The sequence below is a fragment of the Roseofilum sp. Guam genome (genome assembly GCF_017746735.1).
GTDB lineage: Bacteria > Cyanobacteriota > Cyanobacteriia > Cyanobacteriales > Desertifilaceae > Roseofilum > Roseofilum reptotaenium.
The window spans coordinates 13,037-26,774 of sequence record NZ_JAGHZN010000024.1 but is presented as its reverse complement, the minus strand read 5'-3'; the positions used below and the strand labels follow the sequence as shown (position 1 = coordinate 26,774).

17 protein-coding genes and 1 tRNA gene are annotated in these 13,738 nt (G+C 45.4%); 10 read left to right on the top strand and 8 right to left on the bottom strand.

Translation table 11 applies throughout. The features are described from left to right. Nucleotides 1-17: 17 nt before the first annotated feature. Nucleotides 18-737 (bottom strand): class I SAM-dependent methyltransferase, encoded by a 720-nt coding sequence (locus tag J7529_RS11090; protein ID WP_318729009.1) that lies wholly within the window; start codon nucleotides 735-737, stop codon nucleotides 18-20. Between the two features lie 231 nt (nucleotides 738-968). On the opposite strand from J7529_RS11090, the gene J7529_RS11085 reads away from it, so the two are divergent. From J7529_RS11085 to J7529_RS11070, 4 genes are all read left to right on the top strand, one after another. Further along, nucleotides 969-1,301, top strand: a complete 333-nt coding sequence (locus J7529_RS11085; RefSeq protein WP_271940386.1) for a GNAT family N-acetyltransferase — start codon at nucleotides 969-971, stop codon at nucleotides 1,299-1,301. A gap of 20 nt (nucleotides 1,302-1,321) precedes the next feature. Further along, nucleotides 1,322-2,689 carry a hypothetical protein gene (locus tag J7529_RS11080; RefSeq protein WP_318729008.1) on the top strand — a complete coding sequence of 456 codons (1,368 nt, stop codon included), beginning with the start codon at nucleotides 1,322-1,324 and terminating at the stop codon, nucleotides 2,687-2,689. Between the two features lie 99 nt (nucleotides 2,690-2,788). Next, on the top strand, nucleotides 2,789-3,367 hold the full coding sequence (locus tag J7529_RS11075) for a gamma-glutamylcyclotransferase (protein ID WP_318729007.1): 579 nt from the start codon (nucleotides 2,789-2,791) through the stop codon (nucleotides 3,365-3,367). Nucleotides 3,368-3,540: 173 nt separating this feature from the next. Next, complete coding sequence (locus J7529_RS11070; protein WP_318729006.1) at nucleotides 3,541-4,578, top strand: aldo/keto reductase; 1,038 nt, start codon at nucleotides 3,541-3,543, stop codon at nucleotides 4,576-4,578. 119 nt (nucleotides 4,579-4,697) lie between these two features. On the opposite strand, the gene J7529_RS11065 is transcribed toward J7529_RS11070, so the two are convergent. Next, nucleotides 4,698-5,762 carry a hypothetical protein gene (locus tag J7529_RS11065; protein ID WP_318729005.1) on the bottom strand — a complete coding sequence of 355 codons (1,065 nt, stop codon included), beginning with the start codon at nucleotides 5,760-5,762 and terminating at the stop codon, nucleotides 4,698-4,700. A gap of 248 nt (nucleotides 5,763-6,010) precedes the next feature. On the opposite strand from J7529_RS11065, the gene J7529_RS11060 reads away from it, so the two are divergent. Beyond that, on the top strand, nucleotides 6,011-6,691 hold the full coding sequence (locus tag J7529_RS11060) for a GvpL/GvpF family gas vesicle protein (RefSeq protein WP_318729004.1): 681 nt from the start codon (nucleotides 6,011-6,013) through the stop codon (nucleotides 6,689-6,691). Between the two features lie 264 nt (nucleotides 6,692-6,955). On the opposite strand, the gene J7529_RS11055 is transcribed toward J7529_RS11060, so the two are convergent. From J7529_RS11055 to J7529_RS11040, 4 genes are all read right to left on the bottom strand, one after another. Continuing rightward, a tRNA-Ala gene (locus J7529_RS11055) sits at nucleotides 6,956-7,028 on the bottom strand. Between the two features lie 17 nt (nucleotides 7,029-7,045). Next, nucleotides 7,046-7,771 (bottom strand): HAD family hydrolase, encoded by a 726-nt coding sequence (locus J7529_RS11050; protein ID WP_271940391.1) that lies wholly within the window; start codon nucleotides 7,769-7,771, stop codon nucleotides 7,046-7,048. 6 nt (nucleotides 7,772-7,777) lie between these two features. Beyond that, a complete protein-coding gene (locus tag J7529_RS11045; protein WP_318729003.1) occupies nucleotides 7,778-8,638 on the bottom strand; it encodes a class I SAM-dependent methyltransferase in 861 nt (286 codons plus the stop codon). Between the two features lie 174 nt (nucleotides 8,639-8,812). Beyond that, nucleotides 8,813-9,097 (bottom strand): YggT family protein, encoded by a 285-nt coding sequence (locus J7529_RS11040; protein WP_271940393.1) that lies wholly within the window; start codon nucleotides 9,095-9,097, stop codon nucleotides 8,813-8,815. 196 nt (nucleotides 9,098-9,293) lie between these two features. On the opposite strand from J7529_RS11040, the gene psbX reads away from it, so the two are divergent. The 4 genes from psbX (at nucleotide 9,294) to J7529_RS11020 (ending at nucleotide 11,502) form a co-directional block, all read left to right on the top strand. Beyond that, the gene (gene psbX, locus J7529_RS11035) at nucleotides 9,294-9,413 is read left to right on the top strand and encodes a photosystem II reaction center X protein (RefSeq protein WP_271940394.1); all 120 of its coding nucleotides are present in this window, start codon (nucleotides 9,294-9,296) and stop codon (nucleotides 9,411-9,413) included. A gap of 122 nt (nucleotides 9,414-9,535) precedes the next feature. After that, nucleotides 9,536-10,387, top strand: a complete 852-nt coding sequence (locus J7529_RS11030; RefSeq protein ID WP_318729002.1) for a Ycf66 family protein — start codon at nucleotides 9,536-9,538, stop codon at nucleotides 10,385-10,387. 14 nt (nucleotides 10,388-10,401) lie between these two features. After that, on the top strand, nucleotides 10,402-10,935 hold the full coding sequence (locus J7529_RS11025) for a biopolymer transporter Tol (RefSeq protein ID WP_318729001.1): 534 nt from the start codon (nucleotides 10,402-10,404) through the stop codon (nucleotides 10,933-10,935). A gap of 36 nt (nucleotides 10,936-10,971) precedes the next feature. Continuing rightward, nucleotides 10,972-11,502 (top strand): Tol biopolymer transporter periplasmic protein, encoded by a 531-nt coding sequence (locus J7529_RS11020; RefSeq protein ID WP_318729000.1) that lies wholly within the window; start codon nucleotides 10,972-10,974, stop codon nucleotides 11,500-11,502. A 99-nt stretch (nucleotides 11,503-11,601) separates the two neighbouring features. Here J7529_RS11020 and J7529_RS11015 read toward each other — a convergent pair whose 3' ends face one another. Together J7529_RS11015 and J7529_RS11010 are read right to left on the bottom strand one after the other, a co-directional pair. After that, on the bottom strand, nucleotides 11,602-11,841 hold the full coding sequence (locus J7529_RS11015) for a hypothetical protein (RefSeq protein WP_318729036.1): 240 nt from the start codon (nucleotides 11,839-11,841) through the stop codon (nucleotides 11,602-11,604). 19 nt (nucleotides 11,842-11,860) lie between these two features. Beyond that, on the bottom strand, nucleotides 11,861-12,847 hold the full coding sequence (locus tag J7529_RS11010; protein ID WP_271940421.1) for a succinate dehydrogenase/fumarate reductase iron-sulfur subunit: 987 nt from the start codon (nucleotides 12,845-12,847) through the stop codon (nucleotides 11,861-11,863). A gap of 443 nt (nucleotides 12,848-13,290) precedes the next feature. Between J7529_RS11010 and J7529_RS11005 the strand changes: the two genes are divergently transcribed. Beyond that, nucleotides 13,291-13,704 (top strand): AbrB family transcriptional regulator, encoded by a 414-nt coding sequence (locus J7529_RS11005; RefSeq protein ID WP_271940399.1) that lies wholly within the window; start codon nucleotides 13,291-13,293, stop codon nucleotides 13,702-13,704. Nucleotides 13,705-13,738 lie beyond the last annotated feature (34 nt).

Genomic DNA, 13,738 nt, shown 5'->3' with positions numbered 1-13,738 from the left:
TCAATCGATTTTATCGCTTATTTTTGGCAGATCCAAATCACAGTACTGTTAAATAAGTTACCGAAAATAGGAAAGGGGGAAAACATTTTCTTTTCAAGGGTAAGTCTATTTTTAAGCAAGGATTCTAAGTCCCGATAATCAAACCCTTTGTGGGCGCGATAGGAGGATTTTTGGGCATGGGATGAGGGGAAGCTTTTGCAATCCCAAAGAATAGCAGCCGAAAAGAGTTCCTGGGGCGTGTATCGCTCATACCCATACCCACCTTTTAGGTTCGCCAGATAGCGTCCCGTTTGTTTAACAAATAAGGAAGGTCCAACTTCAATAGGAACTGAAATTACGATTTTGGCGTTGGGTTTACACAGGGGTAAAATCGTGTTGAGAATAGCCGAAGGATCGGGGACATGCTCTAAGGTTTCAGTGCAGAACACCAGATCTAGACTTTGAGGAAGAATGAGGCTATTGGTTTCTGAGGGTAGCCCTAATTTGAATCCAGGAATATCCCTTAAAGTTTCTTGAGAAGCGGTGAGCATATCGGCAGAAATATCAATGCCAAAACCTGATTGAATGAATCCTTGCTCATAGGCCGATCGCAGCAACCATCCATCGCCACATCCGTAATCTAGGGCACAGGGATACTTTTGATTTTCCAGCGCATTAAGAACAGCTTGAAAGCGGGATTTATGAGCAACACGAGTGAGGGTATTTCCTTTTTCTAGAAGGCGTTCTGAATAGGACATAAAATCAGGTGAGTTAGGTTAGAGGAACTGGAGTGGGAGTGAGTTTTAAGTTTAAGTTAGTTTATCATAAGAGATACTATCAACCGGGTATCAAGTGATTCGCAAACCAATAGCAGCATGATACAAATTTACGGGCACTCAAGGTTAGTCTACATTAGAGTTAGGCGTTATTCCTGATTTTCTGGATAACCTATTGGGGTCAGTAGTAAGGTTTCGTTTCATAAGGACAATATGATTAACCAATGTTTAGAGTCCGATCGCCTCTTTATGGACAACTGGAATCCGGATCGGGATGCCCTAGAAGCCTTTGAGAGCTATAGTGATCCGGCCATGATTTGGCAATTACGCCGAACCTGTTGGGGCAAGGTCTATGCCACAGAAGCAGCTAAAATCATCGTTAACTATAGCTTTAATATCCTCAATCTGGCTACTCTCTATGCCACGATCCATCCCGAAAACCATCGTTCTGTTGCCGTTACCCAACGGTTAGGAATGACCAATTTAGGATTATGCGATCGCTACTACAATTGCCAACTCCTGCTCTTTGCACTTCAGAAACCTTAAGCTTACCCTATTCCAGCACCATGTCTGAATCCATCACCGATCGCATCCAACCTCCTCTAGAACATATCCCCCCGCAATTCAACCCTCTCATCCTCAAAGGAGTACAACTCATTCTGCCCTTGTGGTTACGCACCCAATGTAAAATCAGTCAAATTAACACCCAGAAAACCGTTACCTTAGCCCAGCTCTATCATCAATTTCAGCAACAGCAGATCCGTCTCATCCTAGCCTTTCGCCATCCCAGTACCTACGACCCCTATTCCATGGCCCATTTACTCTGGAGAGCCGTACCCCAAGCCGCCAAACAGCATAAAATACCCCTAACATACCCCGTTCATACTCACTTCATGTACGATCGCGGCATTCCCATTTGGGCCGGCAAATTCGTCAGTACCCTCTTTTCCCAACTTGGAGGGACATCCATCCAGCGTGGAAAACTCGACCGCGAAGGCTTAAAATGTGCCCGCTCCTTACTCTTCGATGGTCGTTTTCCCCTCACCTTAGCTCCAGAAGGAGGCGTTAACGACCACAGTGAACTCATCAGCCCCTTAGAACCGGGAGTTGCCCAACTCGGATTTTGGTGTGTAGAAGATTTACAAAAAGCCAATCGTCCCGAAAAAGTAGCCATTCTTCCCATTGGCATTCGTTACTCTTTCACCCAACCGCCATGGGAACAATTGGATCGGCTTTTAAATGAACTCGAACAAGATTTAGGCTTACCCCCCTTTACCAGCAATTTCCCAGATGATGTAACCGAATCCCGTTACCCTAGACTGCTGAGAGTTGGTCAAAGTTTACTCTCCTTAATGGAATCCTTTTACCGCCAATTTTATGATGTCAAATTTGAAGAATTACCAGACTTAGAAGATCCCAATCAAAACCTTTCACAACGCCTAAACCGACTCCTCGAAAATGCCCTTCAGGTCTCTGAACGTTACTTCAAAACCCAACCAAAAGGATCATTTATCGATCGGTGTCGGCGCTTAGAACAAGCGGGTTGGGAGCGTATTTATCGCTCAGACATTGACAGTTTGTCAGCGGTTGAATGTGGGTTAGGTAATTGGGTCGCCGAAGAAGCCAGTTTACGCATGGGCCATATGCGAATGGTGGAGCGCGTTTGTGCGGTGACCGGCAAATATGTGCGAGAAAAACCGACTGCTGAACGATTTGCCGAAACGTTATTAATTTTGTGGAAAGTGATTACCTGGATTAAAACAGGAAAAGTTGATGGTCACCCCAATTTAGGGAGGTTAGAAACAACTTTAACTGTGGGGGAACCCCTATGGGTTGATGACCGATGGACAGAGTACAGAAATAGCCGCCGCCAAGCCGTTTCCGGCTTAACACAGGAGCTGCAAGTTGCCTTAGAGAAATTAATGATTTCCTAATGTGAATGCGTACCTCAAGATACTTTATGGTATTGCTCTATATAATCTCCTTTGCTATACTCCCTAGCAATATTTAGGTTATATAAACTGTAAACAACAATGACTGTTCAAGGCAAACATTTTAGATTTTCAGCAAGTGATAAACTCCATTTAGTCCATTCAATCCCATCCGAGAACTCAGAAGTCGAGTATTTTGACTACTTTGCCTATGGGTCATGCATGTGTCCTGTAGATCTTCAGCGCACCCTGGGAGAACCAACCTATCCCTATGTTATTGGTCAAGCTACGTTGCGCGGATATCGACTTGGGTTTTATCGTCGTTCCTTAAAACGTAATTGTGGCGCTCTCGATGTGGTTCCGGATACGGACAAATCAGTGGAAGGGGTACTTTATCGATTGCCTTTGCGCTTTAGTGAGTTACTCGATATTCGCGAAGAAATTCCCCGCAATGGATATCGCCATGAAACAGTAGAAGTTTATTGTCAAGATAAGCTTTATAAAGATGTGCGTACCTATGTGGTGGTAGATAAATTGCCAAAAGAATTAGCGCCAAATGATTGGTATTTTAATGTAGTAATGCGCGGTGCAGTTACTTGTGGATTGCCGGAACAGTATTGTTGGGATTTATTTAACCATATGCATCACCTGCAAGAAAGTCAATTGCGGCGATCGGCATAAAGAAATGGGGATGGGGAGAGATGGGGATTGAGATGATTGTAAGGACGAAAAATTTTTCGCCCCTACAGAATCATGCCTAACATATTTCCTCTTTAGCCTTCTTATCACCCCTTGAGTCCTATTACCTGTACTTGTCTGGTGGTAAACTTTATTAGTCAATCGGGATTAAATTAATGAAGTATCATCCATTAGGTCATAGCAATTTATCTGTATCTGAATTGTGCTTGGGAACGATGACCTTTGCGAGTCAAACCACCATACAGGAAGCTCATCAGCAATTAAATTATGCTGTTTCTCAAGGAATTAATTTTATTGATACGGCTGAACTCTATCCACTGCCGGGTAATGCTGAAACTCAGGGGAACAGTGAGAGTGCGATTGGTCAGTGGTTAGTTAACCAACCTAGAGATCAATTAATTATTGCTTCTAAAGTCGCAGGAGCTGGGCCGCGATTTCCCTGGATTCGTGGCAAAAATCGCCGGGTCGATCGTACTAATATTGAACAAGCTATTAATGAAAGTCTCCGCCGCTTACAAACAGATTATATTGATTTATGCTATATTCATTGGCCCGATCGCTATGTCCCAGTATTTGGGGAAATCCATTATAACCCTTCCCATGAACGAGAAACGGTTCCGATTGCGGAACAGCTAGAAGTATTCAGCGATTTAGTAAAAGCTGGTAAAATTCGTTATGTGGGATTATCCAATGAAACCCCTTGGGGAGTTTGTGAATTTTGTCGTGTTGCCAAAGAATTGAAGTTGCCGAAAGTTGTTGCTATTCAAAATGCCTATAATTTAACTAATCGTATTTTTGAAATACATTTATCGGAAAGTTGTCGCTTTCATAAACTGGGATTATTCGCGTATAGCCCGTTGGCTTTTGGTCATCTGACTGGAAAATATATGCAGACAATTCCCCCAAAATCAAGATTAAAATTATTTCCTGGATTTGATCAAAGATATCAGAAGCCAAATTTTGAAAAAGCTGTATCTGCTTACGTTAAGATCGCTCAAAAGTTTGCCTTAACTCCCTTGCAAATGGCTCTAGCCTTTGTTCGTTCGCGTTGGTTTGTAACCAGTACCATTATTGGATGTTCTAGCCTGGAGCAATTGCAAGAAAATATTAATACCATCGAAATTCAAATATCTCAAGAAATTATTGCAGAAATTAATGCAGTTCATTCTATTTGTCCTAATCCCACCCCTTAAAGTCTATTTAGTTGTTGATAGTAATACTATGTTAGCTTTTAGTACATGTTCTACCACCAAGTATGTAGGGTGATTTCCCTTCTCCCAAAGCGAAGAAGGGGATGACCAAAGAGGGATATTTATTTCAGTTCAAAGCTGGTTCCGCGGTAACAGCCTTGGAAAGAAGTGAGGGGAATTTGAGTCCGGTTTTGTAATTGAGCGACTAAGGATTGACTATTGGCAGTGGCGGAAGCTTCACCCCAATTGTAGTGAATCATGCCCAACATATTTCCAGTTTGGTGATAACTGTATTCTTCGATGGGAATGCCTTCTGCACCAACAATGGTTTGATCGTAATAGCCATTAATGATAATTTTCTCGATTTTCACCCCAGGAGCAGTGCTGAGATGCCATTGTACGGGTTCATAAGCAGAGAGGGCTAGGGTGATGGGCCGATCGCGTCTTTCAACCTGGATATCCACTTGTCCGGTAGGATGATAAGCTCCACTATGATCCCAATGAGCTTCATAGATACTAATTAAGTGTAATTCGTGATCGCGCCAGCGATGCGGAGCATTATCGCCAACTTCATGAGCTACATAGCCCGAAAAATCACCGGTTCCTCCAATACCACAGCTATAACCTGGAGCAAAGGTGGTGCGGGTAACCGTTTGGCTCAGTTGTTCTTGCAGTCTCGGTTTAAGCCACGTCCAAGCGGCCAATCCAAGTCCAGCGATCAGTACCATTCCCACACCTACAGGCAGAACTGTTTTTAATAAACGTCCTGCGTCTGATTGACTCCACTGATTGAACGTTTGTTTGACCGTATCTGCGGTATCTTGAATGGAGTTAGTATTACCATCAAGCTGGGCGAGTAGGCGTAAGCTTTCTGGGTTATCGAGTAAGCTTTGAATCGCTTGACCTTCACCGACATAAAACTGGCGGGAGGTGCGGTCAAGCAGCAGCCAATTTTCTTCTTGTTCGAGATGGTAGGGTTCAACGATGGGATCGACTTCGGCATGTTGGAGAAAGACTTGCCAGGCGATCGCCTGACCCGCTCCGACATCATCCCCATCACTATACATCAGTTGCCCAATATCGCTATCCCAGTGCCAGGCAACCCAACGGCGATCGCCTGTATAACCGAGAGATTTTTCTAACTGAGCATGGGCAGTGAGATTAATCCGTTCAACTAATTTAGACATAATAATATCGTTGTGGGTTAAGCAATCCCTTCGCCCTTGTCCCGTAGGTTGGGTTTCACTGAGCTTAACAATTGGCGAAGGTCTTGGTAAGGACTTTGCTCTGTTCTACGGTAACCTGTCTCTTTTTCCGGGCCAAGTGTGGAGGGAATTAAAAATTAAACCCTGTTACAGGTTGGTGCAATTAGACGGTGTATCGTTAGTGAGGTTCCTGGCAAGGGTATGATCGCGGGGATGGGTTATGGACAATCATGTATACTTACGCTTTAATTAAAACGCCAGAAACACCTCTAGAACTGCCTCCAGGATTGGTTGGAGATTTGGAGGTGGTTGCGACTGGGACGTTAGCTGCGATTACTGAGCCACAACTATCGCCAACTAAAATGGAAGCGCTGGTGCAAGACGATCGCCTTCTAGAACAAGCTTATCTTCATTATGGGGTTGTGGTCTGTGATTTATTTGCCAAAACCACGATTTTACCTCTGAAGTTTTACCATTGTTTTCGCGATCGCGCCGCCCTGGAAGAGCATCTTACCACCCATCAAGACCAGTATCTAAAAACCCTCAATACCTTAGACGGAAAAGGGGAATATATTTTAAAGGCATTTCCCAAGCCTCTAGAGCTTCCGCTTTTAGACAAGGGACAAAAGGGAAAAGCCTATTTTCTAGCGAAGAAACAACGATATCAGCAGCAGCAAGAGTATCAGAACCAGCAAAATTTACAATGGGAAACGCTGACAGAACAAGTGCTAGCATTATATCCAGAGGCTGTTATTCCCGAACCCCAAGAGGATAAATGGCAACTGTTTTGGTTAGCACAGAAAGATGGGCGATCGCTCTTAGAAGAACACCTCTTCACCTGGCAAGAACTTTGCCCAGATTGGGATTTGAACCTGAGCGATCCGATTCCTCCCTACGATTTTTTGGCATGATAGCGCTTCGCGCGGTAATGAGGTTAAGTAGAGTGTAGGTTGGGTTTCACTATCGTGAAACCCAACCTACACTCTGCGCTACTGTTTCACCTAAAATAGGGCTTTGTTTGTAGTAAGCACGAAGAGTGGTTAAAAGCCTAGCTGGAGAGGGATCAATCCCTCACTACAAATGAAATCTAATGCCTCAAATTAGATGAAACAATCCACTACGATGATTGGCTGGACAAGGGGCTGAGAGCAACTTGCCTATTGCCTATTGCCTAATGGAGAATAGGGAACTCGAATCCCTGACCTCTGCGGTGCGATCGCAGCGCTCTACCAACTGAGCTAATTCCCCAGATAGTCTCTAGTCTATCATTGTGCATTGGGGAAGGGAAGAGCTGACGGCTCAAAACACGCTTGTACACGGTCTAGCTCTAGCTCATGAAGGTAGTCTACTGTCCAATTAGCTTGCCGTTGAATCATGTGAAAGGGATAGGTATTCGCGACTCCAACGACTTGCATTCCGGCATTTTTAGCTGCTAAAATCCCTGCCGGAGTATCTTCAATCACCAGGCAGCATTGGGGAGAGAGGTGCAGGGTTGGATCGAGTTCATTAAAGCGCTCTACCGCACGTAAATAGCCTTCGGGATGGGGTTTACTCTGTTGCACTTCATCCCCAGCAACAATAACCTCAAAATAGGAGAATAGGTTAGCTTGTTTGAGAATCCATTCAACTTCTGAACGTAATGCTCCTGTGACCAATCCTAAGCGTAACCGAGCTACCCGTACCTTATATATCAGGTCTTCAACTCCCGGATAAATCGGGAGTTTGTGGAGCGCTTCAAGTTTTTGCTGGTATCTTTGGGCTTTCTGAGCAATCAGGGGAGCCAGCGATCGCTCATTGACGGCTCGTCCCCTGCGTTGGAGTAACTCCAACAAACCCGCGAGATCGGTTCGTCCTAAACAGCATTCATTGTAATCACTGGGATTCGGAGGCAGATTTTGTGAGAGGAGAATCTCATTAATCAGTTCCTGGTGGATGGGTTCATCGTTAATGATGACCCCATTAAAATCAAAGAGGACAGCCTGAAGACTCATTTTGTCTTAAAATGCCGGTGACAATACACTGCTTAAATTATGCTCCACTTGGACAGAATTCTCCAGTTTCTGTGGTAAGGGCTTCATCGCCTTAGTGACTTGATTGAGCCAGAAAATCGGCTCTGCACTTACCTTTTCAAAGCGTGCTTGTTGTATCCACTGTTCGAGATCGCCAGCAGCAAAGGCTTTCATATACGGCTCTTCAAAGATATTAGTAATCCATTCAGCTTGTCTGAGACTGGTTTGACTGCCATCTAGGATGATACATTGTCCCCCTGGAGTGAGCAGGCGAAAGGCTTCTTGTAAAATGGCTTTGGTAATGGCGGGAGGCGTTTCGTGGAAGAGGAGTGTGGCAGTTACCAAGTCAAAATGTTCACCTTCCCAGGGAGTTTGTTCTGCCAGTCCATGGTGCCAGTGAATATCTAGATTGGCTTCCTTGGCTTTGTGTTCTGCCATGACTAGCATATAGGGAGAAAGGTCTAACCCAATAACCTCGGCTTGGGGATATTCTTGTTTGAGTAGCAGAGTAGACGATCCCGTCCCACAGCCAAGATCCAGGATGCGACGAGGATAACCACCAATCGCATCGATTAACTGTTCTCTCACCCACTGTTCTTGGGGAAAGACTGCATATTGGGTAATGGGATCGTAGGTAATGGCGGCATCGATACTTAAATAGCCATTTTGGATTCCGTGGAAATTCTGGCTACTGTAGTAGGTGGGATAGGTCAGGTTGGGGTTCGAGAGGCGATCGCTTTCTTCTTCCCAGTTGATTTGATTACGGAGCTTTATCAGGGCATCTTTATCCAAAAAGAGCATGATAATGGGTTTGAGGTATTGTTCCCAAAGGGTTGTTTGTGCACTCATATATTTAGGGCATAGAGAATAAGGGAATATTCTAACTATGCCATATAATAAATTTCACGGTAGTGCGTTAGGAGTAAAATACCCAGAGCGCTACAGTGCCACAACGAAGGAGATATAATGCCCGATTTTAGCAGGGTCACGAGACAATAAGCTCAAGCCTAATACAAGCAGCGATTAAAGCATCATTTTTAACAGTCCCTGTTGACCGATAAGCAATTCTCGGATCAGAGAGCAGATGCCTACCCAGATAATGGGCGTAATATCGACACCCCCTAGGGGAGGGACAACTTTGCGTAAGGGACTTAAAAAGGGTTCGGTGGGCCAAGCAACGATATTAAAGGGAAAACTGTTGAGATTGATTTGAGGATACCAAGTGAGGACAATCCGGAAAATGAACAAAAAGGTCATGATTGCCAGAGTGATTCCTAAAATTAAACTGATCAGGCTCAGGGTGGTCATCGGATTTCCTTATATCCCTTATCATGCTACGTCTCACTCATTGTACAGCAACCGCCAGGAGAGCAGGGCAGACGCGCGGATCGGGAGACACAAGGACAGCTTGCTGCCAACTCCCTAGCGCGAAGCGCTATACAACGCTAGACTCTGTTAGAATTAAACCAAAAGTAAATCTTTTAGTAATCTTGCGTGAGGATCTATGACTCCTTCTTTAGCCAATTTTTTGTGGAGCCTAGTCTGGGGTGGCACAATTGTAGTCATTCCGGCAACCGTTGCTTTAATCTTTATTAGTCAACGGGACAAAATCCAGCGCTCTTAAGGGATTAGAGCTGATTTTAAACCGCAGATCCTTGAATTTGGTGACATAACTGAGTCTCAAGGGTTTGCGGTAAAATTTTTAAAAATACAGGATTACGGTCAGTTTCGTGGAGTAGGCAAGTCATGGTCAATATTGGACTCAACCCAGGGGCAATGTTGGGCGTTGTCCTGTTTGGGGCCGGCGCTGGGTTGTATTTTCTTCGGTCTGTTCGCCCAGAACTGGCACGGGATCATGATATTTTTTTCATGGCGGTGGCAGTTCTCAGTGGTGGGATTCTGTTTTTTCAAGGATGGCGACTCGATCCCATTTTAACGTTTGGTCAGTTTCTGTTGACCGGATCGGCGATTTTTTTTGCGGTGGAAAGTATTCGCTTAAGGGGCTTGGCAACTTCGCGGGCCAAGCAAAATACGCCGATTGTGGATGAGGATCGACCGGTGAGCCGGGCTTATACTTATGATGGATATGAGGGTTACGATCCTCGGTTAGATCGGTTGGAACCGGATGAAGATCCGCGTCCTCAGCGGATGATTGGTACGAAGGAAGACCGCTATAGTCAAGGAGATCGCTATGAGGAGGACTATCCTCGACGCTCTTCTTCAAGTCGTCGGCGGAGCAGTTCCCGCCCTTCAGCGGCATCTTCTAGCTCAGGACGTAGACCCTCTCGCCGTCCTTCGGGAACAACGAGCAGAGGTTCTGAGGATTGGGAAACGTCAAGTTATCGGTCCGTTGGGTATGAAGACCCCTATGGCCCCATGGATATGGATGATGAGCGCTCCTATGGTCGTCCTCCAGAGTCGCGAGATTCCCGTCCCCCGTCTGAAACCCGTCGCCCTCGTCCTCCAGAGAGTGATAATGCCACCTATCGCGATCGCCGGCCACCAGAACCACCAAGGGAAGATTATGTGGATTTTGAGCCGCTGGATGACTTGAAAAGCGATCGCCCCAATGATGAACCGGGGAATTTTGATTATTAGGGAGTGAACCAACCATGGCTGGTGGCTCTCGGTTAAGCCAGGTCATTCTGATCAGTATGGGAGTCTGGGCCGTTGTTCTGGGGGGATGCAACCCGGTAGAGGTTCCCCTCGGCCCCCAGGCGATTAATAGTCGCTATCGGGAAGAACAACCAGCAGTGAGTGGCAGTGGTCAATATGTGGCGTTTGTCTCCAATCGCGATCGCCGTCAGCAAATTTATCTGTATCATCTGAGCCAACGTCAATTTATCCAACTCCCTCGTCTGAATCAACCCAACGCCATCATTGAATCTCCCAGTATTAGCTACAATGCCCGCTACATTGTCTACCTAAGTAGTATTCGCGGCAAACCGGAAATTATTCTTTACGATCGAGTGACGAAAAGACAAGAAGCGCTCACCTTGGCATATCCGGGTTGGGTCCGCAATCCCAGCATTAGCCCCGATGGCCGTTATGTAGTTTTTGAAACTGATCGTCGAGGGCAATGGGATATTGAAGTAATCGATCGCGGCCCGAATATTGAATTAGATATTCCGGATGGCCCAGTATAGTGCTACGCCCTGGTAATCGGTAATAGGTAATGGGGAATGGATAATCGATCCAAGTGTCAGAAAAGAGCTACTATTCTTTGGCTCTCTATGCTGGTGGTTTTGGTTAACTTGATGGGGTGTAGCTATCCTCAAGTACTGGCAGAACCCTACGATCCCAATGGGAAAAGTCTCAATAGTGCCTATAGTGAATCTGACCCCCATGTAGCCGGTCGTTATCTGGTTTTTGCTTCCGATCGCGGCTTCAGTCAAGATATTTATCTGTATGATTTAGTTGAACGCCGTTTAATCGATTTGCCCGGTCTCAATGCGTTAGATATGATTGCCTCCCATCCCGATGTCTCCGTAGATGGTCGCTATATCGCCTTTGCGGGTAACCGTCAGGGGGAAACTGATATTTATCTGTATGACCGATCTCTGCGGCAATTACGGAATATTACCCGTGGTTTAAATACTCAAGTACAACATCCAATGTTAAATGCTGATGGTTCTCGAATCGTCTTTGAAGCCAATGCTAAGGGGCAATGGGATATTTTTGTCTATAACCGTTTGGGAGAGAGGATTGAGTAGGGAATGGGGAATGGGGAGAAACCGGGTTTCTAGCAAGTTTGGCAATCCTATCCGAGATTCTCGAAGAAACCCGGTTTCTAGTCACCCTATCCCTCTACCTTACTGCCAGCCAATCCATTCAAAGAATGTTTGCTGACTGAAAAATTCTAAAATGAGCAGGAGAATAATGCCGATCATGGCAAATCGGCCGTTGAGTTGTTCGGCGTAGGTTGTCCAGCCAAAAGAGGGTTCGGAGGGGTTAGGCTCTGGGGTGGCAGGTTCTGGAGGGGTTTCAGGAGGTGATTCTGGGGTTTCAGGAGTTAATTCTGGGGGTGATTCAGGCATTTCGTCAGAAGTCATAAGGGGTCTCCAAAAGGGGTTAATCTGTTGAGGATTCTAGGTTTTGAACGGCTTCAATGAGCGATCGCACTTCGGACGTGCCTTCTGAAGGTTCAAACGTAAAGGGGAACTTGCCCCGTGCCAACAATCGTAAGCCAACAGGTGTAAGACTCAACAGGCCTTTAAGATCTCGGAAGGCATTACCCACTACTTTAAGTGCAAATTGCCGCTCATCGACCCAACCGCCTTCTTTAACCATATCCACAAGAACCTTACGATGGCGGATCGGGCGACTAGATTCGGCTGTCTGGCGATCGAGAATTTCCCCTTTAATTTTACTAATTTGCTCTAGAGGATTGACCTCCATGGGACAAACCGTATCACAATAGAGGCAGCGAGTGCAGGCCCAAACGCCACCGGTTGCATCATTATACTGATCTAATCGCTCTGAGGTTTGACTATCACGGGTATCGGCAACCATACGATAGGCTTTAGCTAGAGCATGGGGACCAACAAAATCCGGATTGACTTCCACCGCATTACATTCAGAATAGCAAGCGCCACAGAGAATACAGTTACCCGTTTTATCCAATTGCGATCGCTCTTCAGGTGCTTGCAGAAACTCCCGTTCTGGAACCAATCTTGAGGCAGTACTCACATAGGGATCGACCTTTTCTAAGTTGTCCCAGAATGATTGCATATCGACCACTAAATCCTTAATGACGGGGAAATTCCCCAAGGGAGCAATGGTAATGGTGGGGAGAGAATCACCTTGATCGGTGGCGCTGAGTTCACCCGCCACATTTTCTTTACACGCGAGTGCCGAACGGCCATTAATTCGCATTCCACAACTGCCACAAATTGTATTTCGGCAATTTTTGCGGAAGGCGAGAGTGCCATCAAATTCCCATTTAATGCGGTTGAGACAACTTAAGATAGTTTCACTCGGATCGACATCTAAGGTATAGCGCTGAACTGTTGGGGCGCTCTTTTGCTCTTGGCGAATAATCTGAAAAACAACTTCCATGACTTTAGAGGTTTGCTTGAGCAGGTCAAGGGATGACCTTATCATTCTACCGTTCTTCCTGGTCTTGATTGGGATACCTTGGCGATCGACTGGTCTAGATATGGCTTGAACCCGTTTAATCCTACTCAGGTTTTCCTCGATCTTCTCATAATTGAACCGAGCTTTTTTCCTCCTTGCCCAATGGGGATAGGGGGGATGATCCTAAAAGGTTCAAGAAAGAGTAAACGGCTTCTTTCCCAAAACGATGAAAAAAAATAAAAAAAACTTCAAAAATTCACTATAATTGTGTAATATACTTGTTAAGTCTGTCAGAAAAAACCTGACCCAGACCAACCCAAGAGTCAGGCAAACCAACTCTGAAGCAAGTTTCTTCAGGGGGGTACAGTTATAGCTCTGAAATTGGGTCTGTTTTGTTCAAGTCCACCGAAAATTAAGGTATCCAAATGAGCGAAAAGGATTTACCACTTCCAGAAGCACCCTATACCGGGAAAGCGTTGCTTCAAAAAGTCAGTGAACTCTCCCACCTATCCCGTAGAGAAAGGGCCAAATATTGTGGGTACTATAACTCTGCAAAAAAAGGGGATGATATCCGGGTTAATTTAGGGGCATTCTATGATGCCGTATTAGCCGCCAGAGGCATCGATCTCGATCCGGGGAAATCTAAAGATGGCCGGGGACGCGAGCCAACTTACCGCGTCAGTGTTCATAAAAATGGCCAAATTGTGATTGGTTCTACTTATACGGAAGCCATGGGGCTGAAGAAAGGAGATGAATTTGAGATTAAATTGGGCTACAAACACATTCACTTAATTCAAGTGGATGATAATGATGATAAAAATGGCTCTGAGCCGGATTAACCCTAGCCAAAATCCAGACGAAAGAGTATAGGGC

Bases quoted from the DNA above. Each gene is read 5' to 3' on its own strand.
- J7529_RS11090 (WP_318729009.1), bottom strand. From the start codon at position 737: ATGTCCTATTCAGAACGCCTTCTAGAAAAAGGAAATACCCTCACTCGT.
- J7529_RS11085 (WP_271940386.1), top strand. From the start codon at position 969: ATGATTAACCAATGTTTAGAGTCCGATCGCCTCTTTATGGACAACTGG.
- J7529_RS11080 (WP_318729008.1), top strand. From the start codon at position 1,322: ATGTCTGAATCCATCACCGATCGCATCCAACCTCCTCTAGAACATATC.
- J7529_RS11075 (WP_318729007.1), top strand. From the start codon at position 2,789: ATGACTGTTCAAGGCAAACATTTTAGATTTTCAGCAAGTGATAAACTC.
- J7529_RS11070 (WP_318729006.1), top strand. From the start codon at position 3,541: ATGAAGTATCATCCATTAGGTCATAGCAATTTATCTGTATCTGAATTG.
- J7529_RS11065 (WP_318729005.1), bottom strand. From the start codon at position 5,762: ATGTCTAAATTAGTTGAACGGATTAATCTCACTGCCCATGCTCAGTTA.
- J7529_RS11060 (WP_318729004.1), top strand. From the start codon at position 6,011: ATGTATACTTACGCTTTAATTAAAACGCCAGAAACACCTCTAGAACTG.
- J7529_RS11050 (WP_271940391.1), bottom strand. From the start codon at position 7,771: ATGAGTCTTCAGGCTGTCCTCTTTGATTTTAATGGGGTCATCATTAAC.
- J7529_RS11045 (WP_318729003.1), bottom strand. From the start codon at position 8,638: ATGAGTGCACAAACAACCCTTTGGGAACAATACCTCAAACCCATTATC.
- J7529_RS11040 (WP_271940393.1), bottom strand. From the start codon at position 9,097: ATGACCACCCTGAGCCTGATCAGTTTAATTTTAGGAATCACTCTGGCA.
- psbX (WP_271940394.1), top strand. From the start codon at position 9,294: ATGACTCCTTCTTTAGCCAATTTTTTGTGGAGCCTAGTCTGGGGTGGC.
- J7529_RS11030 (WP_318729002.1), top strand. From the start codon at position 9,536: ATGGTCAATATTGGACTCAACCCAGGGGCAATGTTGGGCGTTGTCCTG.
- J7529_RS11025 (WP_318729001.1), top strand. From the start codon at position 10,402: ATGGCTGGTGGCTCTCGGTTAAGCCAGGTCATTCTGATCAGTATGGGA.
- J7529_RS11020 (WP_318729000.1), top strand. From the start codon at position 10,972: ATGGATAATCGATCCAAGTGTCAGAAAAGAGCTACTATTCTTTGGCTC.
- J7529_RS11015 (WP_318729036.1), bottom strand. From the start codon at position 11,841: ATGACTTCTGACGAAATGCCTGAATCACCCCCAGAATTAACTCCTGAA.
- J7529_RS11010 (WP_271940421.1), bottom strand. From the start codon at position 12,847: ATGGAAGTTGTTTTTCAGATTATTCGCCAAGAGCAAAAGAGCGCCCCA.
- J7529_RS11005 (WP_271940399.1), top strand. From the start codon at position 13,291: ATGAGCGAAAAGGATTTACCACTTCCAGAAGCACCCTATACCGGGAAA.